The organism is Immundisolibacter sp., assembly GCF_014359565.1.
In the GTDB taxonomy this organism is placed as follows: domain Bacteria; phylum Pseudomonadota; class Gammaproteobacteria; order Immundisolibacterales; family Immundisolibacteraceae; genus Immundisolibacter.
The window spans coordinates 46,972-71,322 of sequence record NZ_JACIZD010000002.1; the positions used below are offsets into that span (position 1 = coordinate 46,972).

Annotated in this window: 23 protein-coding genes and 1 pseudogene; 9 read left to right on the forward strand and 15 right to left on the reverse strand. The window is 69.5% G+C overall.

The genetic code is table 11. From position 1 onward, the window contains the following. Window positions 1–4: 4 nt before the first annotated feature. Genes H5U26_RS04120 through H5U26_RS04140 form a run of 5 tightly spaced genes read left to right on the forward strand, consistent with a single transcriptional unit; the run spans window position 5 to window position 3,693 of the window. On the forward strand, window positions 5–1,240 hold the full coding sequence (locus tag H5U26_RS04120; RefSeq protein WP_290616947.1) for a type II secretion system F family protein: 1,236 nt from the start codon (window positions 5–7) through the stop codon (window positions 1,238–1,240). An 8-nt stretch (window positions 1,241–1,248) separates the two neighbouring features. Continuing rightward, complete coding sequence (locus H5U26_RS04125) at window positions 1,249–2,091, forward strand: A24 family peptidase (protein WP_290616949.1); 843 nt, start codon at window positions 1,249–1,251, stop codon at window positions 2,089–2,091. Further along, on the forward strand, window positions 2,091–2,693 hold the full coding sequence (gene coaE / locus H5U26_RS04130) for a dephospho-CoA kinase (RefSeq protein WP_290616951.1): 603 nt from the start codon (window positions 2,091–2,093) through the stop codon (window positions 2,691–2,693). Before H5U26_RS04125 ends, coaE begins: the two co-directional genes overlap by 1 nt. Before the next feature lie 35 nt (window positions 2,694–2,728). After that, a complete protein-coding gene (zapD, locus tag H5U26_RS04135) occupies window positions 2,729–3,502 on the forward strand; it encodes a cell division protein ZapD (RefSeq protein WP_290616953.1) in 774 nt (257 codons plus the stop codon). Then, on the forward strand, window positions 3,499–3,693 hold the full coding sequence (locus tag H5U26_RS04140) for a DNA gyrase inhibitor YacG (protein ID WP_290616955.1): 195 nt from the start codon (window positions 3,499–3,501) through the stop codon (window positions 3,691–3,693). The genes zapD and H5U26_RS04140 overlap by 4 nt, the downstream gene beginning before the upstream one ends. Here H5U26_RS04140 and H5U26_RS04145 read toward each other — a convergent pair. Continuing rightward, window positions 3,630–4,400: a hypothetical protein gene (locus H5U26_RS04145; protein ID WP_290616956.1), complete on the reverse strand. Its 771-nt coding sequence runs from the start codon at window positions 4,398–4,400 to the stop codon at window positions 3,630–3,632. The two genes, H5U26_RS04140 and H5U26_RS04145, sit on opposite strands and share 64 nt — an antisense overlap. Between H5U26_RS04145 and waaA the strand changes: the two genes are divergently transcribed. Further along, window positions 4,395–5,663 carry a lipid IV(A) 3-deoxy-D-manno-octulosonic acid transferase gene (gene waaA, locus H5U26_RS04150; RefSeq protein ID WP_290616958.1) on the forward strand — a complete coding sequence of 423 codons (1,269 nt, stop codon included), beginning with the start codon at window positions 4,395–4,397 and terminating at the stop codon, window positions 5,661–5,663. The genes H5U26_RS04145 and waaA overlap by 6 nt on opposite strands. On the opposite strand, the gene H5U26_RS04155 is transcribed toward waaA, so the two are convergent. Genes H5U26_RS04155 through H5U26_RS04165 form a run of 3 tightly spaced genes read right to left on the reverse strand, consistent with a single transcriptional unit; the run spans window position 5,664 to window position 8,065 of the window. After that, on the reverse strand, window positions 5,664–7,031 hold the full coding sequence (locus H5U26_RS04155; protein WP_290616960.1) for a TolC family outer membrane protein: 1,368 nt from the start codon (window positions 7,029–7,031) through the stop codon (window positions 5,664–5,666). A 39-nt stretch (window positions 7,032–7,070) separates the two neighbouring features. Further along, window positions 7,071–7,385: a rhodanese-like domain-containing protein gene (locus H5U26_RS04160; RefSeq protein WP_366055888.1), complete on the reverse strand. Its 315-nt coding sequence runs from the start codon at window positions 7,383–7,385 to the stop codon at window positions 7,071–7,073. Between the two features lie 17 nt (window positions 7,386–7,402). Then, a complete protein-coding gene (locus tag H5U26_RS04165; protein ID WP_290616963.1) occupies window positions 7,403–8,065 on the reverse strand; it encodes a protein-L-isoaspartate O-methyltransferase in 663 nt (220 codons plus the stop codon). A gap of 196 nt (window positions 8,066–8,261) precedes the next feature. On the opposite strand from H5U26_RS04165, the gene thiC reads away from it, so the two are divergent. Then, window positions 8,262–10,142 carry a phosphomethylpyrimidine synthase ThiC gene (gene thiC, locus H5U26_RS04170; RefSeq protein ID WP_290616965.1) on the forward strand — a complete coding sequence of 627 codons (1,881 nt, stop codon included), beginning with the start codon at window positions 8,262–8,264 and terminating at the stop codon, window positions 10,140–10,142. A gap of 257 nt (window positions 10,143–10,399) precedes the next feature. Further along, window positions 10,400–10,661, forward strand: a pseudogene (locus H5U26_RS14890) (NnrS family protein); the annotation flags it as partial. A gap of 162 nt (window positions 10,662–10,823) precedes the next feature. On the opposite strand, the gene H5U26_RS04175 reads toward H5U26_RS14890, so the two are convergent. The 9 genes from H5U26_RS04175 to H5U26_RS04215 form a co-directional block, all read right to left on the reverse strand. Then, window positions 10,824–12,848 (reverse strand): FUSC family protein, encoded by a 2,025-nt coding sequence (locus tag H5U26_RS04175; RefSeq protein WP_290616967.1) that lies wholly within the window; start codon window positions 12,846–12,848, stop codon window positions 10,824–10,826. 8 nt (window positions 12,849–12,856) lie between these two features. Next, the gene (locus H5U26_RS04180) at window positions 12,857–14,341 is read right to left on the reverse strand and encodes an efflux transporter outer membrane subunit (RefSeq protein ID WP_290616969.1); all 1,485 of its coding nucleotides are present in this window, start codon (window positions 14,339–14,341) and stop codon (window positions 12,857–12,859) included. Further along, the gene (locus H5U26_RS04185) at window positions 14,338–15,324 is read right to left on the reverse strand and encodes an HlyD family secretion protein (protein WP_290616971.1); all 987 of its coding nucleotides are present in this window, start codon (window positions 15,322–15,324) and stop codon (window positions 14,338–14,340) included. Before H5U26_RS04185 ends, H5U26_RS04180 begins: the two co-directional genes overlap by 4 nt. Next, window positions 15,321–15,530: a DUF1656 domain-containing protein gene (locus H5U26_RS04190; RefSeq protein ID WP_290616973.1), complete on the reverse strand. Its 210-nt coding sequence runs from the start codon at window positions 15,528–15,530 to the stop codon at window positions 15,321–15,323. Before H5U26_RS04190 ends, H5U26_RS04185 begins: the two co-directional genes overlap by 4 nt. Window positions 15,531–15,616: 86 nt before the next feature. After that, window positions 15,617–16,060 (reverse strand): MarR family transcriptional regulator, encoded by a 444-nt coding sequence (locus tag H5U26_RS04195; protein ID WP_290616975.1) that lies wholly within the window; start codon window positions 16,058–16,060, stop codon window positions 15,617–15,619. 231 nt (window positions 16,061–16,291) lie between these two features. Continuing rightward, window positions 16,292–17,056 carry a class I SAM-dependent methyltransferase gene (locus tag H5U26_RS04200; RefSeq protein WP_290616977.1) on the reverse strand — a complete coding sequence of 255 codons (765 nt, stop codon included), beginning with the start codon at window positions 17,054–17,056 and terminating at the stop codon, window positions 16,292–16,294. A 15-nt stretch (window positions 17,057–17,071) separates the two neighbouring features. Then, window positions 17,072–18,283, reverse strand: a complete 1,212-nt coding sequence (locus H5U26_RS04205; protein WP_290616979.1) for a glycosyltransferase — start codon at window positions 18,281–18,283, stop codon at window positions 17,072–17,074. A gap of 231 nt (window positions 18,284–18,514) precedes the next feature. Next, window positions 18,515–19,555 carry an S-methyl-5-thioribose-1-phosphate isomerase gene (gene mtnA / locus H5U26_RS04210; protein WP_290616981.1) on the reverse strand — a complete coding sequence of 347 codons (1,041 nt, stop codon included), beginning with the start codon at window positions 19,553–19,555 and terminating at the stop codon, window positions 18,515–18,517. After that, complete coding sequence (locus H5U26_RS04215) at window positions 19,552–20,364, reverse strand: arylamine N-acetyltransferase (protein WP_290616984.1); 813 nt, start codon at window positions 20,362–20,364, stop codon at window positions 19,552–19,554. Before H5U26_RS04215 ends, mtnA begins: the two co-directional genes overlap by 4 nt. Before the next feature lie 87 nt (window positions 20,365–20,451). On the opposite strand from H5U26_RS04215, the gene glp reads away from it, so the two are divergent. After that, on the forward strand, window positions 20,452–21,711 hold the full coding sequence (gene glp / locus H5U26_RS04220) for a gephyrin-like molybdotransferase Glp (protein ID WP_290616986.1): 1,260 nt from the start codon (window positions 20,452–20,454) through the stop codon (window positions 21,709–21,711). Window positions 21,712–21,954: 243 nt separating this feature from the next. Here glp and dtd read toward each other — a convergent pair whose 3' ends face one another. Beyond that, window positions 21,955–22,392 carry a D-aminoacyl-tRNA deacylase gene (dtd, locus tag H5U26_RS04225; RefSeq protein ID WP_290616988.1) on the reverse strand — a complete coding sequence of 146 codons (438 nt, stop codon included), beginning with the start codon at window positions 22,390–22,392 and terminating at the stop codon, window positions 21,955–21,957. 2 nt (window positions 22,393–22,394) lie between these two features. After that, window positions 22,395–24,230 (reverse strand): translational GTPase TypA, encoded by a 1,836-nt coding sequence (gene typA / locus H5U26_RS04230; RefSeq protein ID WP_290616990.1) that lies wholly within the window; start codon window positions 24,228–24,230, stop codon window positions 22,395–22,397. Between the last annotated feature and the right edge of the window lie 121 nt (window positions 24,231–24,351).

Sequence of the window (24,351 nt, forward strand, 5' to 3'; positions counted from 1 at the left end):
CACCATGGCTGCTCGCACCGCCGCTCGCGCCGCACCCAGCGACCGCATCAGCACCTACACCTGGAACGGCTTCGACCGCACCGGCAAGCGCCTGTCGGGCCAGATCAAGAGCGCCGATGAACTTTACGTACGCGAGCAACTGCGCAAGCGCGGCGTGCTACGGGCGCGGGTGCGGCGCAAGTCGGCGCTGTTCGAGACGCGGCATAAAGTCTCCGCCGCAGACGTCGCCTACTTCACCCGTCAGCTTGCCACCATGCTGGAAGCCGGCGTGCCGATGGTGGCCTCGTTCGACATCATCGGCCGCGGCCACGACAACCCGGCCATGACCGAACTGCTGATGGCCATCAAGACCCAGGTCGAGGGTGGCCTGAGCCTGCACGAGGCGCTGGCCCAGCACCCACGCCAGTTCAACGAGCTGTACGTCAACCTGGTGGCGGCCGGCGAGCAGGCCGGCATCCTCGACGGGGTGCTGGCCAAGCTGTCCGTGTACCTCGAAAAATCCGAAGCGCTCAAGCGCAAGATCCGCTCGGCCATGTTCTACCCGGCGGCCGTGATCGCGGTCGGCTTCATCGTCACCAGTATCCTGCTGGTGTTCGTGATCCCGCAGTTCGAGAGCCTTTTCAAGGGTTTCGGTGCCGACCTGCCGGCCCTCACCGCGTGGGTGGTCGAGTTGTCACGCGGCTTTCGTCAGTGGTGGTGGATTGCCATCCTGGTGGTCGTCGGCGCCGTCGTCGGCTCCGTACAGGCACATCGGCGCTCCGAACGGTTTCGTGATTTCCTGGACGCAGCCGTGCTGCGCATCCCCCTGATTGGCGAAATCATCCGCAAGGGTGCCGTGGCCCGCTATGCACGCACCCTGTCGACCATGTTCGGTGCCGGCGTCCCGCTGGTGGAAGCCATGGATTCGGTGGCCCGCGCCGCCGGCAACGTGGTCTACGAGAAAGGCATACGCCAAATCCGTGACGAGGTGGCCACCGGCAGCAGCCTGCACGTGTCGATGGAAAACACCAACCTGTTCGCGCACATGGTCAACCAGATGGTGTCGATCGGGGAGGAATCCGGCTCCGTCGACCACATGCTCGGCAAGGTGGCCGATTTTTACGAAGACGAAGTCGACCAGATGGTCAGCCGTCTGACCAGCCTGATGGAGCCGCTGATCATGTCGGTGCTTGGCGTGATCGTTGGCGGTCTGGTGATCGCCATGTATCTGCCCATCTTCAAGCTCGCCTCCGTTTTCTGAGCCGGCCGATGGTCGGTGCGCTGCTGGGGAGTCCGGCACTGTTTGTCGGTGTTTGTCTGCTGCTCGGTTTGCTGCTTGGCAGTTTCCTGAACGTGGTCGTGCATCGCCTGCCGGTGATGCTGCAGCGACAGTGGCAGGTCGATTGCGGCGGCATGGCCGCAACCGACCGCTATGACCTGCTCGCGCCGGCGTCGCACTGCCCACACTGCAAGACACCGATTGCCTGGCGCCACAACATCCCCCTGCTGGGCTGGCTGTGGCTGCGCGGCCGCTGCGCCGCCTGCAAGGCACCGATATCTGTCCGTTATCCGCTGCTGGAACTGACCGCCGGTGTGCTGTCTGCCGCGGTGGCCGTGCGCTTTGGACCCGGCATCACCGCCGTGGCGGCAATCGGCCTGACCCTGACGCTGCTGGCACTCACCCTGATCGATATCGACCACATGCTGCTGCCGGATGCGATCACGCTGCCGGGCATCTGGGCCGGCTTGCTGGTGAACCTGGACGGCACCTTCACGGACCTGCGCTCGGCGGTCATCGGCGCGGTGGCCGGCTATCTTGTCCTGTGGCTGGTGTATCACCTGTTCAAGTGGCTGACCGGCAAGGAAGGCATGGGTTACGGCGACTTCAAGCTGCTGGCGCTGCTGGGCGCCTGGCTCGGCTGGCAGGCATTGCCGGCGTGCATCCTGCTCGCCTCGCTGGTCGGAACCGTCTACGGCCTTGGTGCCATCCTGCGCCACGGTCAGAACCGCCAACAGCCGTTTCCGTTTGGGCCATTTCTGGCCGTCGCCGGCTGGATCAACCTGATGTGGGGCGAAGCGCTGCGCGCGGCGTACTGGCAGGCGGCGCTGTGATGTTGGTGGTTGGTCTGACCGGCGGCATCGCGGCGGGCAAGTCCACGGCTACGGCGTTTTTCCAGGAACGTGGCGTGCCGGTCATCGACGCCGACGAGGTGGCGCGCGATGTCGTGGCCCCCGGCACGCCCGGACTGGCCGCCGTGGCCGCCGCCTTCGGTTCGCAGATACTGCAGGCCGACGGCACGCTGGACCGCCGACGACTGCGAGAGGTGGTGTTTGCCGACCCGGCCGAGCGCCGCCGCCTGGAAGCCATCCTGCATCCGCTGATCCAGGCCGAGATTCGCGCCCGCCTGCAACAGGTCCGCGGCCCTTATTGCATTCTTGCCGTGCCGCTGCTGATCGAATCGGCCGCCCTGCGCGCACTGGTACACCGCGTCCTGGTGATCGACGTGCCCGAGGAAGTGCAGCTTGCACGCCTGATGCAGCGCGACCGGATGAGCGCCGAGCAGTGCCGGGCGATGCTGGCCGCGCAGACATCCCGCGCGCGCAGACTTGAAGCTGCGGATGACGTGGTCGACAATGCCACCGACATCGTTGCCCTTACGCATCAACTGGAAAGCGTGCATGCGCGCTATCTCGAACTGGCCGGGCAAAGCTAGCATCCACGCGCCCCGACGGGCACCCTTGGCGGGTTATGAATCCACCCGATTTCGTCGCCTACGAGCAACCGCTGAACGAGCGCATGCGCATGTTGCTGCGGATCGAGTTCGTGCTGCGCAACCTGCACGACAGCCTGGGCGGCGATCAGGTGTGGCACCACCGGGCCGCCGTGCTGCATCTGCTGGATCTGGCCGACCTGCTCACGCGCAGTGACCTGCGCGCCGAAGTCGTCAAGGAACTGGAGCGCCTGGCCGGCATCCTGACCGCCATGCAAAGCGCGCCGGACGTCGATCGCGGACGCCTGCAGGAGGTACTGGAACAGCTCGACAGCGAGATCGACCGCCTGCACGGCCTGCGCCTGCCGTTTGCCCAGGCGCTGCTGGAAAGCGACATGATCGGGCAGCTGCGCAAGCGTCACAACCTGGCCCTGGGCAACTGCGATTTCGACCAACCCGCCTACCGGCACTGGCTGGCACGGCCGGTCGCCAAACGCCAGCAGGACATCGCCGCCTGGAGCGATCCGTTCACCAGCCTCGGCAGCGCTACCCGTCTGATCCTGGAGTTGATACGCCAGTCTGCCGCCGCCGCCGCCGAATCGGCGCAGTTGGGCTTCTACCAGCGCTCGCTGGACACCAACCTGCCGCATCAGCTGTTGCGGATCCTGCTGCCCCTGGGCAGCCAGTACTACCCGGAGATAAGTGCCGGCCGGCACCGTTTCTCGATCCGCTTCGTGCGCTATGCCGAGTGCGGCAAGCCGCAGCCGGCGGACGAGGACGTGCCGTTTCGCCTCATGTGCTGCAGCCTGTGAAGCAACCCTTGACTCTACCCTGCCCGACTTGCAAGAAGCCAACCGTCTGGTCGGTCCAGAACCCGTATCGACCGTTTTGCAGCGAGCGCTGCAAGATGGCGGACCTGGGCAGCTGGCTCAGTGGCGACTACCGCCTGCCGGACACTGCCCCGGAGCCCGACCAGCCGCCAATCGCCGACGATGACGATTGAGCACCGGCCCGCCGCCACTGGCGCCAGGCCAGGCGGGAGAAGACTTCGGACCTGAGCGATCCGAAGCCCGCCTCCCGCCGATAGGCATCGAGAAACCCGCCAAATGCCTGCCGCTCGCGCAGCGCCTGCAGCAGCGGGTCGCGCAGCATCGGACGCAGATTCCGCCCCCGGCGAAGCGTCCCCAACGGTCGCCGGCACACGTACAGATCGGCGATATCGATCAGACCGAAAGCGTCGCCCGGCAGGCACACGATGTTGCCGCTGTGCAGCGAACGAAAGTAGATGCCCTGCCGGTGCAGATGCGCCATGAAAACGGCCAGCCGCGACCAGTCGACCGGCTCGCCGCGGGCAAGCCGCTCGCGCAGCACGTCCCCTGCCAGCGGGCGATAGGCCACTACGTGCCGGGCCGCCGGCGCGCATTGAAAAAACGCCCGCACCTGCACGGTCGGAATGCCGGCCCCCGCGAGGTGAGCGGCATTGCGCACAAAGCGCTGCGCATAGGGTCGCCAGGCCGCCGACGACACGCGGCGCTTGCGGCGAAAAAGCTTCAGAATGGTTCCGCACGGCAGCTGCGCCACCTTTATCCCGAAGCCGTCGCGTTCGAGCACGTTGGCCGCATCCAGCAAGCGCTGCAGGCGTGCGCCGGAAAGCGACCGCGGCCGGTCGCCTGATCGTTTACGCCCAATCCCCGAATCCCCGCCGTGCATCGTCGACTCTATTCCTGTTTGCTCACTGCCAGCCTGCCGCTGGCCTTCGGGCGCCTGCTGTGGCGCAGCCGGCACACGCCCGCCTACCGCCGGCGCTGGGCGGAGCGACTCGGCTTCGCTGCCGCCGCTGCACCCGGCGGCGTGTGGCTGCACGCGGTGTCGGTGGGCGAAGTCAACGCGGCCCTGCCGTTGATCATCGCCCTGCAGAAGGCACGTCCCGAGCTGCCGCTGCTGGTCACCACCACCACCCCGACCGGTTCGGCTCACCTGCGCAGTCGAGTCGGCGACAGCGTGGCGCATTGCTACCTGCCCTACGACCTGCCGGGCGCCGTGCGGCGCTTCCTTGGTCGCCAGAGCCCGCGCCTTGGCATCATCCTGGAAACCGAACTGTGGCCGAACCTGTACGCCACCGCGCAGGCACTGCAAATCCCCTTGCTGCTGGCCAACGGCCGCCTGTCACCCCGGTCGGCCCGTGGTTACGGGCGCTGGCCACAGCTGACCCGGCAAACGCTGGAGCGGCTCGCCGCAGTCGGCGCCCAGACCGCGCCAGACGGCGAACGCCTGCTCGCACTGGGCCTGCCGCCCGGGCGCCTGACCGTCACCGGCAACCTGAAGTTCGATGCTGCCGCGCCGAATCCTGCAGCCGGTCTGGCCCTGCGCCAACGTCTGGGCGAAGGGCGGCCAGTCTGGCTGGCCGCCAGCACCCATGCCGGCGAGGAGCAGGCCGCGCTGGCCGCGCACCGCCGGCTGCGCGCCCAGCATCCAGAGGCGGTGCTGATTCTGGCGCCGCGGCATCCGCAGCGCTTTGCCGAAGTGGCGCGCCTGTGCCGGGAACAGGGCTGGGCCACGGCGCTGCGCAGCGCCGACGACGGCCATCCCTGCGCGGTGTACCTGGCCGACAGCCTGGGTGAACTGCCATCGTTGATGGCGGCCGCGGACATCGTGTTCGTGGGCGGCAGCCTAGGCACCAGCCCGACCGCCCGCGGCGGTCACAACCTGATCGAACCGGCGCAGCTGGGCAAGCCCTCGCTGTTCGGCCCGCACATGAACAACTTTGCCGAACTGCGTGAGCTGGTGCTGGCGGCCGCAGCCGGTCAACAGGTGGCAAACGACGCAGCCCTGGCCGCCCAGATCATGGCCCTGCTGGCCGACCCGGCGCGCCGGGCGGCCATGGGTCAGGCCGCGCAGGCGCTGGTCGCCCAGCACCGCGGCGCCACCGCGCGCACGCTGGCGCTGATCAATCCGTATCTGGAACCTGGCTGATCACGGAGTCGCCGGGACCATCGGCGCAGCTGGTGTTGCCGCCGACGCTCCCAGCCAGCCGTTGACACGCGCAAGATCGTCCTGTGCCAGCTGGCCGGACTCCTGCTCCAGGCGCAGCACATAGAGCACGTAATCGTAACGGGCGGTCGCCAGGTTACGTTTGGCCCGGTACAGCTCGCGCTCGGCGTCGAGCACATCGACGGAGGTGCGGGTACCAACCCGGTAACCGAGCTCGGTCGCCTCCAACGCACTCTGGTTCGACACCAGGGCCTGGGTAAGTGCCTTGACGCGGCTGATGGCGGCCTCAACGCCCAGGAACGCATCACGCGTGCCGCGCGAGGTGGCACGCCGCTGCTGCTCCAGGCGCTGCTGGGCTTCGCGGTATTGCTGCTGGGCCTGGCGCACCAGCGAGCTGGTGCGGCCGCCCTCGAATATCGGCAGCCTCATCTGCAGGCCGTAGATGGTGTCCTCGCCGTCGTAGCCGGAGCCCTGACGACTGCCGTTGTAGCTGGAATCCATATACGTAGCCGTCGCGTCCAGGGTCGGGTAGTGCCCAGCGCGCTGGCGCTCGATTTCCTTGCGGGCAGCGTTGACCGCCTCGCCGGCCGCTGCGACCAGGGGATTCATCTCCATGGCCTGCTTGACCCAGGTCTCGACCTCGGCAATGGCCGGCGGCTCCAGCGGCAGGGTGTCGGCCAGGGGCGTGAGCACCTCGTAACCGGTGCCGGTCACTTCGCGCAGGGCCTCCAGCGCGTTGGTGAGTTGGTTGCGGGCCTCGATTTCCTGCGCCACGGTCAGGTCATAACGGGCCTGCGCCTCATGGATGTCGGTAATGGCGATCAGGCCCACCTCGAAACGCTGCTTGGCCTGATCGAGCTGGCGACCGATGGCCGCCTTCTCGGCCTGCGCAAACTGCAGGTTGTCGTTTGCCGACAGGACACCGAAATAGCGGTCGGCCGTGCGCAGCATCAGTTCCTGCTCGGCAAAGCCGTACTGGTTGTTGGCCTGGCGCACCAGTGCATCGGCCTGACCCAGGCCGGCGATCAGCTGCCAGTTGAACAGCGGCTGCACGGCCTGGACCTGCCAGTAATTGCTGTTGAAGTTGGCCCGGCCGCTGGGCGGGAAGGTGCTCGGAGAATCTGTCCGCAGCGTGTTCTTGGCCGTCTCGGCGCTGGACTGGATGTTCGGCAGCACGAACGACAGCGCCTGCGGCTTGAGCTCCCGCGCCGCATCGCGCGCTGCGGCGGCGGCCGCCAGCTGGGCGTCGTTCTGCACCGCCTGCTGGTAGACCGCCAGCAGATCCTCGGCGCCGGCCGGCAGCGCCAGCACCGCGCCGGCCAAGCCGGCCGCAAGGACGTAATTCTTCATGTAGGGATTCCTGCGAATACGTGAGGGTGGACAGCAGAATCAATAAACAGCCACGCCAGGATCGACCTGCCTGGCCCAGGCATCGATACCGCCGCTGAGGTTGGCCACATCCGTGAAGCCGTTGCGCTCCAGCCACAGCGCGACCTGCAAACTGCGCACACCGTGGTGGCAGACCACCACCGTCGTGCGCGTTGGGTCCAGTTCGTGCAGGCGCTGCGGCAATTCCTGCATCGGCAGCAGGAACGAACCTGCCAGCGAACACAGTGCATGCTCCCAGGGCTCCCGAACATCGACCACCTGCCAGTCCGCGGCCACCCCCGCGTCCTGGTCGGCCTTGAAGGCGCGTACCGACAACTCGCGCACGCGCCGCCCTAGAATTCGAACGCGGCGGCGGTGCGCACATGCAGCAGCATCGGCGCATCGGTTTCGAACAGCACCTGCCGGTGCCAGTCGGTCTCGCCGGTACGGGTGATCAGCACCGCCTGCATGGCTGGCCGCCGACCGATGATCGCCGCCAGGCGACCGCCGGTTCTGAGGCTGTTCAAAAACGCCTGCGGCAGCGCAGGCATGGCGCCGCTGATCATGATGGCGTCGTATGGCCCGTGATCCGGCCAGCCGTCAGCGGCGTTGCCGGTTTCCACCCGCACATTGCGCACGCCGGCCTCGGCCAGATGCAGGGCGGCCGATTCCGCCAGCTCGGCGAACACGTCGACGGTGGTCACGAACGCCGCCAGGCGGGACATGAGCGCCGCCATGTAACCACTGCCGGCACCAACCTCCAGCACCACGTCGCTTGGCCCCAGCGCCAGCGCCTGCAGGAAGCGGCCCTCGATCTTGGGCGGCAGCATCACCTGTCCATGCCCAATCGGCAGCATCAGGTCGGCGTAGGCCAGGTTGCGGTAGGCCGGCGGCACGAAGGTTTCGCGCGGCATATCGGCGAGCAAGCCCAGCACGCGCTCGTCGGACACGTCCCAGGCGCGCACCTGGTTCAAGAGCATATTGAAACGGGCGGCGCCAAGGTCCGGGCTGTTCATATCGTGGGACGACCGGGGGCAGGTGACGACCCATGCAGGGGTCGGGCGGGTGTGTCCAGCAGCCGGTGCGGCGCGTTGACACCCCTTCGAAGCGGCGCATAGATTACCGTTGCTACCCACACCACAACAACAACGCCGCCGCGCCGCCGCCCGGGCAGCGCGCACCCGCTCCACCGCCGCCCCCACAGGTCAGCCCATGAACGCCACCCAGAAACCCGTGCTCACGCCGGCCGCCGACGTCGACGCCGAACTGCGCCGGCCGTTTGCCGGATCGGCCAAGATCTACGTCACGGGCAGCCGGCCGGACATCCGCGTGCCGATGCGCGAGGTCACCCAGACCGCCACCTCCACCCAGCACGGCGGCGACAGCAACGAGCCGATCGCGCTGTACGACACCTCGGGCGCCTACACCGACACGCAAGCCAGCATCAACCTGCGCGCCGGCCTGCCGCCCATCCGCGCGGCCTGGATCGCCGAGCGCGGCGACACCGAGGTACTGCCGCAGATCAGCTCCGCCTACGGCCGCGAGCGCGCCACCGCGGACGATGTCTCCGGCATCCGCTTTGCCCACACCCGCCTGCCGCGCCGCGCGCTGGCCGGCCAGAATGTCACGCAGATGCACTACGCCCGGCGCGGCATCATCACGCCGGAGATGGAATTCATCGCCATCCGCGAGAACCAGCGCCTGCACGCGGTGCGCGACCCGGCCCTGCTGCGCCAGCATCCGGGGCACAGCTTCGGCGCCGCCATCCCCAGCGAAATCACGCCCGAGTTCGTGCGTGAGGAAGTCGCCCGCGGCCGCGCCATCATCCCGGCCAACATCAACCACCCGGAAAGCGAACCGATGATCATCGGCCGCAACTTCCTGGTGAAGATCAACGGCAACATCGGCAACTCGGCCCTGTCCTCGTCGATCGAGGAAGAGGTGGAAAAAATGGTCTGGGGCATCCGCTGGGGCTCCGACACCATCATGGACCTGTCCACCGGCAAGCACATCCACGAGACGCGCGAGTGGATCATCCGCAACAGCCCGGTGCCGATCGGCACCGTGCCCATCTACCAGGCGCTGGAAAAGGTCGACGGCAAGGCCGAGGAACTGACCTGGGACATCTTCCGCGACACTCTGATCGAGCAGGCCGAACAGGGCGTTGACTACTTCACCATCCACGCCGGCGTGCTGCTGCGCTACATCCCGCTCACGGCCAAGCGCCTGACCGGCATCGTCAGCCGCGGCGGCTCGATCATGGCCAAGTGGTGTCTCGCGCATCACAAGGAGAATTTCCTCTACACGCGCTTCGAGGAAATCTGCGAAATCATGAAGGCCTACGACGTCGCCTTCTCGCTGGGCGACGGCCTGCGGCCGGGCTCGATCGCCGATGCCAATGACGCCGCGCAGCTGGGCGAACTGAAAACCCTCGGCGAGCTGACGCAGATCGCCTGGAAACACGACGTGCAGACCATGATCGAAGGGCCCGGCCACGTGCCGATGCACCTGATCAAGGAAAACATGGACCTGCAGCTGAAATACTGCGACGAGGCGCCGTTCTACACCCTGGGGCCGCTGACCACCGACATCGCGCCCGGCTACGACCACATCACCTCCGCCATCGGCGCCGCCATGATCGGCTGGTACGGCACCGCCATGCTGTGCTACGTCACGCCCAAGGAGCACCTCGGGCTGCCGAACAAGCACGACGTGCGCGAAGGCATCGTCACCTACAAGATCGCTGCCCACGCCGCGGACCTGGCCAAGGGCCACCCGGGTGCGCAACTGCGCGACAACGCGCTGTCCAAGGCGCGCTTCGAGTTCCGCTGGAATGACCAGTTCAACCTGGGCCTGGACCCGGACAAGGCACGCGAGTTCCACGACGAGACCCTGCCCAAGGAGTCCGCCAAGCTGGCGCACTTCTGCTCCATGTGCGGTCCGCACTTCTGCTCCATGAAGATCACCCAGGACGTGCGCGACTACGCGCAAAGCAAGGGTCTCGCCGACGAGCAAGGCGCCCTGACCGCGGGCATGCAGGAGAAGGCGATCGAGTTCCGGGCGGCCGGGCAGCAGGTGTATCGCAAGCTGTAAGGCACAGGGCGCCCCGGCGCAGCCTCTTGCGCCGTGCCGGGGCACGGCCTCGCCTGCCCGATCGAGGCCCAAGGCAACAGCGCAGCCTGGCGCCCGACGCGAAGCCCAGTCCATCGGCCCGTGGGCGGGCCTCCTGCAGACATCCCGTCGTAGGAGCGGCGCCCCCGCCGCGATCAGCCCCGGCACGTCGCCCCACCCATCGGCCCGGGGCAGCCCCCCCAAGACAGCCGTCCAACCAACCGCCAGCCGGCCTGCCGATGCCCGGCAGCGCGGCGCTGCATGCCTTTACCGTCGGCTGCATCGGCGGCCTCGTCCTGGCCATGATGGCGCGCGTCGGCCTGGGGCACACCGGCCGGGCTGATGGCGCCGCGGGCAATGCCGCTGGCCTTCGGCGCGCTGACGCTGGCCGCCGTCGCGCGGGTCACGCTGGCCGGCAGCCAGCCGCGCCTGGTCGTGGCGCTGGCCGCCGGGTTCTGGTGCCTCGCGTTCGGGCTGTTCGTGTTTCGCTACGGCCCCATGCTGTGGCGCCCGTGGGGGATGGCCGGCCGGGGTAGCCACGCGTCAGCCAAGCGGTGCAACCCGGCCATGCCGGAGGTTGACCGACCGGCCTCGTTCGACCTATTGAGCGCGGGCGATCGCCGCGCCTGGCATGCCGGTGTCTTTCTCGCGGCCACGCTGCCGTCAGGCGGACGCGGGGCTGGCGGGGCGCTCGGGCGCGAACAGGCCAAAGCGCAGGCCGATCAGACCGAGCAGCGCCTGGTCGCGGGCCTCGCCCGGCGCCCGCGTGCCCAGCTGCGACAGGGCGGCGTCCAGAGCCGCCTTCAGTTCCTGCGGCGCCGGCACCGGGCGGCCCGCCCGCCGACGAGCCCGGTAGTGTGCGGCGACATCCGCCAGCAGGCGATCGAGCGCCTGCGTGTGCAAGGCAGGCAATGCGCTGCGCGCGCGGCGCAAGTTCAGGATGTTCAGACCCATGCGCACCTCGTCGAGCATGTCCACGCCGCCGATGTCGCTGTCGGCCGGCAGCGCGGCCAGGCGCGGCGCCAGCAGGCCGAGCAGGTCCAGCATGCGCACCATGAAACGGTCACGGTCCTGGCGACCGCGGCCTTCGGCGGCCGCGGCGAGCAATGCCCAGCCCTGGCGGACCAGGCGCCGGGCGCTCCATTCCGCGCCGACCGAGCGGAACAGCCGGGTCATCACCAAGGCGAACAGCAGCCCGAGGACGCTCGAGATCGACGAGTTGACGTAGCGGGTGAAGTCCGCCACGTAATCGTTCTGGATCGACAGCAGCGAAGCGAAGTTGGCGGCCATGACCATGCCGGGCAGGAACAGCTTCGGGCGCGAAAGCATCAGTCCAACCGGCAAGAAGGCCGGTGCGAGCACCACCACCAGCGGCACGAAATCGTGGATCGCCGGCAGGATGCCGAACTGGTAGACAAAGGCACCCAGTACCGCCGCCAGGTCCGCCTTCATGAACACGGCGATGTTTGGCGCCGGATCGTCCTGGGCGGCGAAGAATGCCGCGGCGACCGCCGCCATCATCGCGCCGGAGGCGCCGTCGGACCAGCCGAGCGCGATCCACAGCAGGCAGTAGGCGAACAGCGTGGCGCCGGCCGCCAGCGCGGAGAACGCCACCATGCTCCAGTCGATGTGGCGGTTGCCGGGCCGCACCAGCCGGCGCAGGTCGACACCGAACACAGGGGCCGGCGGCGGCCTGCCGGTCGCGATCGAATGCCGCAGATGAGCGCTGTCGTACCACAACTCGGCCAGTTCCTGCAGGCGCAGCAGCAGACCGGTGCGCAGCAGGCCGGCATGGTCCGCGTCGGGCGCCGGTCGCAAGGCGGCGATGCGAAAGCGAAAACGCTCCACCGCCTCGCGCATGGGCGCCGCATCCTCGCCGATCCAGGCGCGCAGGTCGGCGAGCAGCGCCTCCAGCTGTTCGTCCCGCACGGTGGCCTCGCCGAGATTGCCGAGGCGGTCCTCGACCGCGGCCAGCACCGGCAGCAGGCCCAGCAGCCGCGCGCGCAGCTGCGCGAGCCATTCGTCGAGCTCGCCGTGGCGCGGGTCGTCGCGCTTGGCGAACGGAATCACCAGATCCAGCTGCGACAAATCCCCGGCCAGCTGCCGGCGCAGGGCGTTGGAACCGCCGGCGCGCGCCAGGGTCTGCGCGCACCACGCCCGCGCGTCGCGCATCAGGGCGTCGACGCGCTGACGGATCATCGGCTGGATCGAGGCGGGAAAGACCACGGCCGCCACGACCACCGCGCACAGACTGCCCAGCACGATCTCCTCGCTGCGCGCGAGCGCCGTATCGAAAATCGCATCCGGCTGGGTCACGATGGGGAAGCCGACGAAGGCGGCGGTGTAGCCGGCCAGCATGAAGACGTACGACGACGGCCCGCGATGCAGCAGCGCGACGAACAGGCAGGCCGACAGCCACAGCGACATCCCCAGGCTCAGCAAGACCGGCGCCTGCGCCAGGTTAGGCACGATCGCTAGCACCGCGATGGCCGCGATCAGCGTGCCGCTGATGCGGTAGATGCCGCGCGAATTGGTGCCGCCCAGCACCGGCTGCAGCACAACGTAGGCGGTGGTCATCGCCCAGTAGGGCCTGGGCAAACCGGCCGCCAGCGCGATGTACAGCGCGGTCATGCCGGCCAGAAACGATTTGGCCGAGTGCAGCCAGGCCTGGCGGTCCAGCAGCAGCATGATCGCCCTCAAGGCCGCCGGGCGGGGGTGGCGGCGGCCAGGCCCTCGCCGGGTTCGGCCTCGTTGCGGCGCCAGCCGCCGCCCAGGGCCAGGAACAGGCGGATCTGGTCCTGCGACACCTGCGCCTGGGCGCTGGCGAGGCTGGCCTCGGCCGCGGCGAGCGTGCGTTCGGCGTCCAGGCTGGACAGGTAGGGTTCGCGCCCGCCCAGGTAGAGGCGGCGCAGGTCGGCGGCGGCGACGCGCGCCCGGTCGCGCGCCTGCCGCAGCGCCGCCTCGCGGCGCAGGTCCTCGGCGTAGCCGTCGAGAATCGTCTGCGTCTCGCGCAGCGCCTCCAGCACGACGCGATCGAATTCGGCCAGCGCCACCTCGGCGCCCGCCTTCGCCAGCGCGACCCGCGCGTGCGCGCCGCGGCCGGGGATCGACCAGGAGATCAGCGGGCCGATCGACCATTGCCGCGTGGCCGGCTCGCCGAAGTCCTCCAGCAGCCCATTGGCGCCGGCCGAGGCGCCCAGATAAATGTCGGGATACAGCTCGGCGGTGGCGACGCCGATCCCGGCGGTGGCGGCCGCCAGCTCGCGCTCGGCACGGCGCACATCGGGACGGCGGCGCAGCAGCGCGGCGCCGTCACCCAAGGGGATGGGCTGCTCAAGGCTCGGCGCCTCCTCGCATTGCAACGCGTCGGCCGGCACCTGGTCGGGCGTGCGCCCGTGCAGCGCCGCCAGTTCGTAAGCGGCCGCCTGTCGGCGCGCCACCAGCGGCGGCAGCGCCGCCTGCAGCGTCGCCACCTGGGCCGCGGCCTGCGCGACGGCAGTCGGCGTGCCGCGGCCGGCAGCCAGCATCCGCGCGGCGACGTCGTGGCTGCGCTGCTGCAATTGCAGCGAGCGGCGCGCCACGGCCAGCTCGTGGTTGCTGTGGCAGATCTCGACATAGGCGCCGACCACCGCAGCCGCCACGCTGATGCGCGTGAGGTCGCCGGCCGCCTGGACCGCCTCGGCATCGGCGCGCGCGGCCTCGATCCCGCGCCTGATCCTGCCGAACAGGTCGAATTGATAGGACACGGCGAGACTGCCATCGGCAAAGTTGAACACCGGCAGCGGCTCGGTCAGCAGCAGGGATTCCGCGGAGATGCGGCCGCGCGCGGCCGACGCCTCGACGTTCTCGTCCCAGCCGCCGGCCGCGCGCGCCTGCGCGTAACGCGCCTGGGCCTGGTGCAGGCGCCCGGCGGCGACCTTGAGCTCGGTGTTGGCCTGCAGCGCCTGCTCGACCAGCGCGTCGAGCCGTGGATCGTCGTAGAGCGCCCACCAGCGCCCCTCGACGGCGGGCTGCGCCGGCAGGGCTGCCGGCGAGCCGCGGGCATCCAGCGCCGGCGCCGACTGCTGCACCGTCGCGAACACCGACTCCTTGGGCAGCTGGTAGTCCGGGCCGACCGTCGTACACGCGGCCAGGGCCGCCAGCAGGCCGAGGCCGGCGGCCCGCAACGCCCGCGCGTTCATGAGGCCTTCGCCTTCACCTTCGCCCGCGCCGGCTTGCCGGCCACGACGCTGACCGTGACGCTGCGCCCGGCGATCAGGCGCACGCCGGCAGGCACCTCATCGATGGTGATTTGCACCGGCACCCGCTGCGCCAGCCGCACCCACTCGAACACCGGCGCCACGTTCGGCAGCAGCCTCGAACTATCGCTGCGGTAGCGGTCCTCGATGCCGGCGGCGATGCTGTGCACGTGACCGTGCAGCAGGCCGCGCTCGCCCATGAGATGGATGTCCACGCGGTCGCCCTCGTGGACGCCGTGCAGGCGCGTCTCCTCGAAGTAGCCGTCGATCCGCAGCGAGCCGGTGTCGAGCACCGCCAGCACCGGCTTGCCGGCGGCCACGTAGTCGCCGACCTGCGCGACGCGGTCGCTGACGCGGCCGTCGACCGGGCTGCGCACGACCGTGCGCTCGAGGTTCAGCTGCGCCAGATCCACGGCCGCCTGCGCTGATTCGATGTCGGCCTTGGCGGTGGCGATGCCGGCCTGCGCCGCCACCACGGCGGCCTGCGCCTTCTCCAGACTGGCGCGCCGGGCTTCGATTTCTTCGGTGGCGACCAGGTCCCGCAAGGCGCGGTCGCGGGATGCCTCGCGCTGCAACTGGCGTTCCTCGGCCTGGCTCTGCACCAGGGCGGCCTGGCTGCGCGCCAGCGCCGCCCGGCTTTGCGCCAGCACGCCCTGCGCCTGCGCCAGCGCTAGGTGGTAGCGCTCCTGATCGACGACGAACAGCACCTCGCCGCGCTGCACGGGCGCATTGTCGCGAACCCGCACCTCGGCCACGAGCCCGGACACGTCGGGCGCCACCTGGACGACGTCGGCGGCGATATGTGCGTCACGCGTCCACGGATCGCGCATGTAGTACTGCCACAAATGGCGCAGCACCAGCAGCGCGGCGACGACCAACACGAGCGTCGCGACGAGCGGCAAAGCCTTGCGAACCGCGGCGTTCATGCCTGAACCCGGCGCATCAGCGCGAACAGCGCACCCAGTACCAGCACGTACAGGGCGAGATCGAACAGCGGCGGGTGCCAGACATGGCGGTACGCGCCCAGACGCGCCAGCGCGAGGTGCAAACCTTTGTGCACCAGGTAGGCGATCAGCATCAGCCCCAGCAGGGTCGGAATGAACACGCCGTAGAGAGTGAACTCTCCGTACATCTAACGAGAATCCTGAGAGTCAAAGCAATGGCAATACGCTCGGCGCCGAACCGGGCGCGATCCGCCAGCGGCAGGCGGAAAACGCCTCAGCCGACCGGAGCGGCCGCCTGGTCGATGAGGCGGTAGAGCTTCAGGACCGCCGCCAATTCCGCATCGGAGAGCTCCGCCAGAACCTGCGCGCGCAGTTCGATCAGCCCCTGCTCCAACTCGCGGTGCAGACGCTGGCCCGCCTCGGTCAACCACAAGCGGTTGGCGCGCCGATCATTGGCGTCGCTTTCGCGGCGCACCAGGTCCGCAGCGGCCAACTTGCCGAGAAGACGCACCAGCGACGGACCTTCGATGCCCGACTGCTGGGCCAGCGTCACCTGATTCAGGCCGCCGTTGGACCGGCCGATGAACAGGAACGGACCGATGCAGGCGCTGGAAATCCCGTGGTGCCCCAAACGCTCCTGCACGATCCGATGCCACTGCCGAGCGCTGGGCAGCAAGCCGTTGGTCAACTGAAACTGGAGCTGCTGGCGTTCGTCCATGCGGCCAAGGATATGATTAGCTAGCTAATAAATCAATCGGCGCGTCCCATGAGCTGGCTCGACCGCCCGTCGCCGGCGCACGCGCCCGGCCGCCAGCCCCGCTCTCATGCGGGCGGTTCGTGTGCCGCTACGGCCCCATGCCGTGGCGCCGACGGGTGGACGGCGGGGAGGAGGCCGCGCGTCACCGGATACGGCGCACTGCGCGGCGCTTATTGCGTACGTGGGCTGGAGTCAGGACCCGGTGATGGGGGGCTCCGAAGCGGCCGGCATCACCGTGAAGATCAACGTGGGAAACGCCCGCCGCAGCGTGACGTAGAGACTCTCCGGCAGCCACTTGAACACGGCGCGGTACGCCAGGGCGCGCGGGCGTTCGAGCTCGAAGGTCAGGCGCAGCGCCCGGCCGTGTTGTTGGGCAAAGCCGAAGCCGGTCTCGCGCAGCAGGGCTTCGACCTGCGGGACGTTAAGGGGGCGGCAGTCGTAGTGGCTGCCGCGCTTGCGCTGGCGCAGGCGCAGGTAGGGCGTGCGCCAGGCGTGCGGCAGCCAGCTCAGGAAGGCCAGCCGATAGTGCGGCTCCACGATCTGCCAGCGGTTGGGCACGGCCAGGTAGCCGACACCGTCAGGGCGAAGTACGCGGCGCAATTCGGCCAGATGCCGGCGCTGCGCGCTCGAATCGCCAACGTGTTCGATGACGTGATTGCTGATGACGACATCGAAGTGGCCATCGGGAAACGGCAGCTGAACGTCGTCGACGCGGGTGAAGCGGTAGCCGTCGTGAATCTGTCGGCTGTCGGTGACATCCACCGCGTCGACCTCGCAGCGCAGGCTGGGGTGCGTGCCGAAGTAGTGCGCGATTCCGCCGGAGCCCGTGCCGACTTCCAGCAGGCGCAGCGGCCGGCCGGTCGGCGTCAGGCCAAGCAGAGCTTCGATCTTGCGCGCCTTGGCGTTGCGGCTTGTCAGGTCGAGCGCGGCGTGGCCCTGTCTTTCCATGAGGTCCATTCGAGCCTCCGAAACTTAAGCTGATCGCCCGATCAAGCGCTGCAGCAGCGCGGCGTAGCGACTGGCTATCGAAACCCAATCGAAATGCTCCACCACCCGCGCACGGGCCGCCATGGCCCGCCGCGTGGCAGCGGCCGGGTCGTCCAGCACCGTCGCGATGGCATCCGCCAGCGCCGCCGGGTCGGCGGGCGGCACCAGCAGGGCTGTTTCGCCGTCGATGGCAATGTCGCCGATGGCCGGCAGGCGCGAGGCGACTACCGGGCACTCGCAGCCCATGGCCTCGACGATGACCAGACCGAAACCTTCCTGATCGCCACCGGCGGCGACTACCGACGGCACGACCGCCACGCTGGCCCGGCGATACAGATCGGCCAGGCGGGTGTGGTCCACCGCGCCGATGAAATCGACCGCCGAGGCGATGCCCAGGCGCTGTGCCTGAGCGCGAAGACCTTCCAGCTCCGGACCGTTGCCGGCGATGCGCAGCGCCACATCCCGCCCCTGCCCTCGCAGGCGCGCGATGGCGTCGATCAGGTAGCTGACGCCTTTTTTTTCCACCAGCCGGCCGGCGAACAGGACCGTGTTTGGCTCTCGCCCGACCGTGGGGCAGGGCGTGAAGCACCCAAGCAGATCGGTGCCCATCGGAATGATGTCGACCGCCTGCCCCGGCCGCAGGCGCTGCACCTCGTCCCGCATGGCGGCGCTGACCACCGTCACACCCGTGCAACGCGCCAGGATGCCGCGCTTGATCCAGCCTAGCAGCCGGCCGCGCAGGCCGAACAGGTCGCCGCCGTGGCTGGTGCACAGCAAGGCGCAGTTTTTCGGGACGCCGGCCAGGATCGCGACCAGCGCCTGTGGGATCAGCCAATGGGCGTGGATGGCATCGAAACGCTCGCGGCGCAGCAGACGACGCAAGGCCCACCACTGCCCTGCCAGCAGGCACGGCACCAGCAGCAGGCGCCAGCGCCGCTGGCGCAGGCGGGCCAGGATGCCGCCGTCGTAGGCCAGTTGCTGCAGGGCCTCGGGGGCATAGCGAAACCGCTGCACCGCAAGCCCGGCCAGGGTTTCTTCGCGGCGTGCGCCGGCCGCGTGGGGCGCCAGGACGTGGACGTCGAACGTTTCCGCAAGCCGGCGCGACAGCTCGAACACGAACGGCGGCTCGTGATCGCCCGCCCAGCGCGGAAAGGTGGAGGTCAGCACCAGCAGACGCGGGCGGTGGATGTCACTCAAGGCTTGTGCCACGCACCCGGCCCATCGGTTCCGGATTTGTCAAATCGCCCGAGCCGATGCGCCGACGGCTGGCGCTGGATATCCGTCGCCCCGAGGAGCGTAGCGAGGTGGGGGCCTTGCCTTTCACGGCACCGTGCCGGAGGACAAAGGCAAGGTTGCCGCGGCCGGCTTTGCCGGCCTCGCAACGACGAGGGCGAGAGCAGGTATGGAAGATCAAAACGGCGACTGGCTTCAACGCGCCGCCGCCGCCAGAAACGCCGCGATCCGCTCCGCGTCCGGTCGTTCGATGACGCCGTGCTCGCAGACGATGGCGTCGATCAGATCGGCCGGTGTTACGTCGAACACCGGGTTCCAGGCGGCGAAGCCGGCCGGCGCGATCGGCTGGCCGGCCAGGCAGGTCAGCTCCTGCGCCGGGCGTTCCTCGACCTCGATCACATCGCCGGTCGGCGTGGCCGGATCGAAGGTCGACAGTGGCGCCACCACCATCACCCGCGCGCCGTGGGCACGGGCCGCCAGTGCCGCGGTGTAGGTGCCGATCTTGTTGGCGGTGTCACCGTTGGCGGCGATGCGGTCGGCGCCGACGATCAGCCAGGCCGGACGCAGGCGGGCGAACAGCCAGGCCGCCGCGCCGTCCGCCACCAGCCGCGCCGGGATGCCGTCCTGTTGCAGCTCCCAGGCGGTCAGGCGCGCGCCCTGCAACCACGGCCGGGTTTCGTCGACGAACACTTCGCGGATGCGGCCCTGCGCGTGGGCGGTGCGGATCACGCCCAGCGCCGTGCCGTGGCCGCCGGTGGCCAGTGCGCCGGTGTTGCAGTGCGTCAGCACCCGGCTGCCCGGTTCGATCAGCGCCGCGCCGTATGCCGCCATGGCGTGATTGGCGGCGATGTCCTGATCGTGGATGGCGCGCGCGGCGGCCAGGAGCGCCGGTTCGGGATCACCGAGCAGGTCCGCAAGGCAGCCGGCCATGCGCTGCACCGCCCAGGCCAGGTTCACCGCCGTCGGTCGCGCCGCGGCGAGAGGGTCCAGATCGGCCGCGATGGCCTCCCGCCAGCCGGCGCCGTGGCCGGCATAGGCGGCCCGCGCCGCCAGCACCACGCCGTAGGCGGCGGCGATGCCGATGGCCGGCGCGCCGCGCACCACCATGTCCCGGATGGCGTCCGCCACCTCGGCGGCGCTCGCGCAGCGCAGCCAGACCTGACGCGCCGGCAACAGCCGCTGGTCCAGCAGTTCGAGTGCCCCGCCTTGCCAGCGCAGGGCACACACGCCGCTCATGCCAGGCCCCGCGCGGCGAGTGTGTCGATCAGCTCGGCAACATCCGCCGCCGGCAGGCCGATGTCGTCCACCAGCAGCGCGGCCAGCGACGCCGGATCGTCCACGCGCCGGGCGCCGACCTGCGCGCCGCGGTCCTCGGTCAGTTCGTTGCCGATCAGGATCAGGCGCCGCTCCGGCGCCAGTCGGTGCGCAATCAGCCCCTGCACGAAGCGTGACTCCGGATGGGTGGACACGTAATAGCTCGACATCTCGTAATCGGCCAGCGCCTGTTCCTGCAGGGTGAACTGGTACAGCTCGGCCCAGTCACCCTCGCCGATCTGCAGGCGCCACAAGCCGTCCTGCTCCACCAGCCGGTACTGCCACAGGTACTGTGCCTGCGCCGCTCCGGGCGCGAACGCCAGCGGTCGCAGCGGGCCGGCGGCGCCGAAGCCGACATCGGCCAGCCAGGCGGCGGCGTCCGTCTCCACCCGCAGCAGCATGTGCGTGCGCGGCAGCACGCGCTGGGTGCGATAGGTGACGCGGGCCGCCAGGCGCCGCACGCGAAAGCCGATCTGCTCCAGCACCGCCGCGAACAGCAGGTTCTGCTCGAAGCAATAGCCGCCACGGCGCGCCGTGACCAGCTTGTCGAACAGGCTGGGCAGGTCCAGCCGGATGCCGCGTCCGAGCAGCACGTCCAGGTTCTCGAACGGAATGTGGCGCACGTGCGCCAGGTGCAGGTCGGCCAGCACCTGCGGCGTCGGCTGCAGCGCGCCGCGGTAGTCGATGCGTTGCAGGTAGCGGTCAAGATCGAGCGGACTTGCGGCGGTCACGGCGGGCGCTCCGGTGCGACTCAATACAATGGGCAGGGCGCCCGTGTGCCGGGCGGCCGCCATCTTAACAAGCCAGGAATCTGCACCATGGACAGCCCCGACCCGCCGGATTGCACGCCCGCCAGCCTGGGCTTCGAGGCTGCGCTGGCGCAGGTGCTGGACACGCTCGCGCCGCTGCCGGGCAACGAGGAAGTGCCGCTCGATCGGGCCCTGGGCCGCGTGTTGGCCGAGCCGCTGCGCGCCGGCATGGACCTGCAACCGTGGCCGAACTCGGCCATGGACGGTTACGCCTTCGCGGCGGCCGACCTGGATCTGGCCCGCGGCGACGGCCTGGTGATGGTCGGCACCTCGCTGGCCGGGCATCCGTTCAGCGGCACGCTCGCCGGCGGGCAGTGCGTGCGCATCCTGACCGGCGCCATCCTGCCGGCCGGCGCCGACACCGTGGTGATGCAGGAACAGGTGTTGATCGACGGTCCGCGCGTGCGCCTGACAGCCGCGGTGCGTCCGGGCGCCAACGTGCGCGCGCCGGGCGAGGACGTGCGCGCCGGGCAGATCGTGCTGCCGGCCGGCTGCCGCCTGGGCCCGCCGCAGATCGCGCTCGCCGCCGCGCTCGGCCAGGGGCACCTGACAGTCACCCGTCGGCCGCGGGTCGCACTGTTCACCAGCGGTGATGAGCTGACGCCGGTCGGACAGCCGCTCGCCGCCGGCGCCATTTACGACAGCAACCGCCACCTGCTGCGCGCCATGCTGGAAGAAATGGGCGTGTCGGTGATCGATCTTGGCATCGTCGCCGACGACCCGGACGCCGTGCGGGCGGCCTTTGCCGCCGCCCGCGCGCAGGCCGACGTGGTGATCAGTTCCGGCGGCGTATCGGTGGGCGATGCCGACTACGTGCGGGACGTGTTCAGCGAGTTCGGCGACATCCACTTCTGGCGCATCGACATGAGACCGGGCCGGCCGCTGGCCTTCGGGCGCCTGGGCGAGACCTGGTTTTTCGGCCTGCCGGGCAATCCGGTGTCGACCGCCGTCACCTTTCTGCAATTCGTGCGGCCGGCGCTGCGCCGGCTGGAGGGAGAGCCGGCCAGTGCGCCGCTGCGGCTGGAACTGCCGCTGCTCGAACCGGTGCACAAGGCGTCCGGGCGGCTGGATTTCCAGCGCGGCGTGCTGGCTCGCGATGCCGCCGGGCGCCTTGGTGTGCGCAGCGCAGGCCATCAGGGCTCGCACGTCATGAGCAGTCTGGCTGCCGCCGACTGCCTGATGGTGCTGCCGGCGGCGACCGGCGACCTGCCGGCCGGCAGTCTGGTGCAGGTGGAATTGCTGCCCTGGCGGGCCACGCCGCAGCCCTGATCCGTGGGAGATTCCATATTCCCGTTTGTGGAAGCGACGCCCCTGTGGGAGCGGCGCGCCGCCGCGAATCCTCGAAGCAAGCATTCGGCGCAAGCATTCGGCCCGGGGGCGGGCCTCCCACACTCGAGCACTGCCGTGGAAGCGACGCCCCTGCGGGAGCGGCGCCCCGCCGCGAATCTTCAGCTCACCCATTCGGTCCGAGGGCGGGCCTCCCACACCAGAGAATCGCGGTCCTGATCGCGCTCACACCCGCAGCAGAAACGTCACCGGCCCGTCATTGGTGAGGCTGACCTGCATGTGGGCGCCGAACTGACCGGTAGCGACCAAGGCGTGGCTGGTGCGCGCCGCGTCGACCAGGCAATCGAACATCGCCCTGGCGTGCGCCGGCTCGGCGGCGGACGTGAAGCTCGGCCGTCGGCCGCGGTCGGTATCGGCGGCCAGGGTGAACTGGGGCACCAGCAGCAGGCCGCCGCGGGTGTCGGCAAGGCTCAGGTTCATGCGCCCATCGGCATCGTCGAACACGCGGTAGCCGAGTATCCGCTCGGCCATGCGCTGCGCCTGCGCCGGGGCGTCGCCCGGCTGCACGCCGACCAGCACCAGCAGGCCCGGCCCGATCTGGCCGACGGTAGCGCCGGCGACGCTGACGCGGGCCTCGGTGACCCGCTGCAGCAGCGCCAGCATGCTCAGTCGGCGGCGCGGCTGTGGCGGCGGCGGTCGGATTCGAGCAGGTAGCGCTTGCGCACGCGCAGGAAGTGCGGCGTGACTTCCACCAGCTCGTCGTTCTCGATGAACTCGAGTGCCTGTTCCAGCGACAGGCGCGTGTGCGGCGTCAGCACGATGTTCTCGTCGCTGCCGGAGGCGCGCATGTTGGTCAGCTGCTTGGCCTTGAGCGGGTTCACGGTCAGGTCGTTGCCGCGGCTGTGCAGGCCGATCACCTGTCCCTCGTAGACCTCGTCGCCCGGGCCGACCATCAGCCGCCCGCGCTCCTGCAGGTTGAACAGTGCGAAGCCGACCGCCTTGCCGGTGCCGTTGCTGATCAGCACGCCGTTCTTGCGCGTTGCCACGTCGCCGCTGGCGACCGGCGCGTAGGCGTCGAACACATGGTGCATGAGGCCGGTGCCGGCACTGGCCGACAGAAAGTCGGTGCGCAGGCCGATCAGGCCGCGGGTCGGGATGCGGTAGTCCAGGCGCACCCGGCCGCGGCCGTCCGGCACCATGTTGGTCAGCTCGCCGCGGCGGGCGCCGATCAGCTCCATGATGTTGCCCTGGTAGGCGGAATCCACATCGATGGTGAGCTGTTCGTAAGGCTCGCAGGCCACGCCGTCGATTTCCTTGACGATCACCTGCGGGCGTGACACGGCCAGCTCGTAACCCTCGCGGCGCATGGTCTCGATCAGGATCGACAGGTGCAGTTCGCCGCGGCCGGACACGCGGAACACGTCCGGATCCTCGCCGTCCTGCACCCGCAGCGCGATGTTGGTCAGCAGCTCCCGGTACAGGCGCTCGCGCAGCTGGCGGGAGGTCAGGAACTGCCCGTCGCGGCCGGCAAACGGCGACTTGTTGACCTCGAAGTTCATGGTGATGGTGGGTTCGTCCACCGTCAGCGCCGGCATGGCTTCCGGGCGTTCCGGGTCGCACAGGGTGTCCGAGATGGCCAGGCCCTCGACGCCGGTGACGGCGATGATGTCGCCGGCCGAGGCCTGCTCGACCTCGTAGCGCTCCAGACCGCGAAAGGCCAGCACCTGCAGCGCCCGGCCACGGCGCTGTGTGCCGCCGGCGCCGACCACCATCACCGACTGGCCGCGCCTGAGCGTGCCGCGCCGGATGCGGCCGATGCCGATCACGCCCACGTAGCTCGAATAGCCCAGCGCGCTGATCTGCATCTGCAGCGGGCCGTCGACTTCCACCTGCGGCGGCGGCACCTTGTCCACGATGGTCTGGAACAGCGGCGTCATGTCGCCTTCGCGCACGCTGTCGTCGAGCCCTGCGTAGCCCATCAGGGCCGAGGTGTAGACCACCGGGAAATCGAGCTGCTCATCGCTGGCACCGAGCCGGTCGAACAGGTCGAAGGTCTGGTTCAGCACCCAGTCCGGGCGCGCACCAGGGCGGTCCACCTTGTTGATGATGACGATCGGGTGCAGGCCAGCCGCGAAGGCCTTTTCGGTCACGAAGCGCGTTTGCGGCATGGGCCCGTCGACGGCGTCCACCAGCAACAATACCGAGTCGACCATCGACAGGATGCGCTCCACCTCGCCGCCGAAGTCGGCATGGCCGGGGGTGTCCACGATGTTGATGCGGTAAGGCGTGTCGCCGCCCGGCGGGGTCCAGTCCACGGCCGTGTTCTTGGCGGTGATGGTGATGCCCCGCTCGCGCTCCAGGTCGTTGCTATCCATGACCAGGTTGCCGTGGTCCTCGTGGGCGGCGAAGGTGCCGGACTGGCGCAGCAGCTGGTCGACCAGCGTGGTCTTGCCATGATCGACGTGGGCGATGATGGCGATATTGCGGATATGGGTGGACATGAAAGGCCGGCAGGCGGGAGCGAGGGGGCGGCGATTATAGCCGCCCGGCCGTGACCGGCCGGCTTCAGGCCCCGGTCAGGCCAAGAAGGCGCGGCTTCGCGGCGCGATGATCGCCCGGCGG

Coding starts and splice junctions, on each gene's coding strand:
- coaE (WP_290616951.1), top strand. CDS start 2,091: ATGTTGGTGGTTGGTCTGACCGGCGGCATCGCGGCGGGCAAGTCCACG.
- thiC (WP_290616965.1), top strand. CDS start 8,262: ATGAACGCCACCCAGAAACCCGTGCTCACGCCGGCCGCCGACGTCGAC.
- H5U26_RS04155 (WP_290616960.1), bottom strand. CDS start 7,031: ATGAAGAATTACGTCCTTGCGGCCGGCTTGGCCGGCGCGGTGCTGGCG.
- H5U26_RS04190 (WP_290616973.1), bottom strand. CDS start 15,530: ATGTACGGAGAGTTCACTCTCTACGGCGTGTTCATTCCGACCCTGCTG.
- H5U26_RS04175 (WP_290616967.1), bottom strand. CDS start 12,848: ATGCTGCTGCTGGACCGCCAGGCCTGGCTGCACTCGGCCAAATCGTTT.
- H5U26_RS04120 (WP_290616947.1), top strand. CDS start 5: ATGGCTGCTCGCACCGCCGCTCGCGCCGCACCCAGCGACCGCATCAGC.
- H5U26_RS04200 (WP_290616977.1), bottom strand. CDS start 17,056: ATGGACCTCATGGAAAGACAGGGCCACGCCGCGCTCGACCTGACAAGC.
- mtnA (WP_290616981.1), bottom strand. CDS start 19,555: ATGAGCGGCGTGTGTGCCCTGCGCTGGCAAGGCGGGGCACTCGAACTG.
- H5U26_RS04180 (WP_290616969.1), bottom strand. CDS start 14,341: ATGAACGCGCGGGCGTTGCGGGCCGCCGGCCTCGGCCTGCTGGCGGCC.
- typA (WP_290616990.1), bottom strand. CDS start 24,230: ATGTCCACCCATATCCGCAATATCGCCATCATCGCCCACGTCGATCAT.
- H5U26_RS04185 (WP_290616971.1), bottom strand. CDS start 15,324: ATGAACGCCGCGGTTCGCAAGGCTTTGCCGCTCGTCGCGACGCTCGTG.
- H5U26_RS04125 (WP_290616949.1), top strand. CDS start 1,249: ATGGTCGGTGCGCTGCTGGGGAGTCCGGCACTGTTTGTCGGTGTTTGT.
- H5U26_RS04195 (WP_290616975.1), bottom strand. CDS start 16,060: ATGGACGAACGCCAGCAGCTCCAGTTTCAGTTGACCAACGGCTTGCTG.
- zapD (WP_290616953.1), top strand. CDS start 2,729: ATGAATCCACCCGATTTCGTCGCCTACGAGCAACCGCTGAACGAGCGC.
- H5U26_RS04165 (WP_290616963.1), bottom strand. CDS start 8,065: ATGAACAGCCCGGACCTTGGCGCCGCCCGTTTCAATATGCTCTTGAAC.
- glp (WP_290616986.1), top strand. CDS start 20,452: ATGGACAGCCCCGACCCGCCGGATTGCACGCCCGCCAGCCTGGGCTTC.
- H5U26_RS04145 (WP_290616956.1), bottom strand. CDS start 4,400: ATGCACGGCGGGGATTCGGGGATTGGGCGTAAACGATCAGGCGACCGG.
- dtd (WP_290616988.1), bottom strand. CDS start 22,392: ATGCTGGCGCTGCTGCAGCGGGTCACCGAGGCCCGCGTCAGCGTCGCC.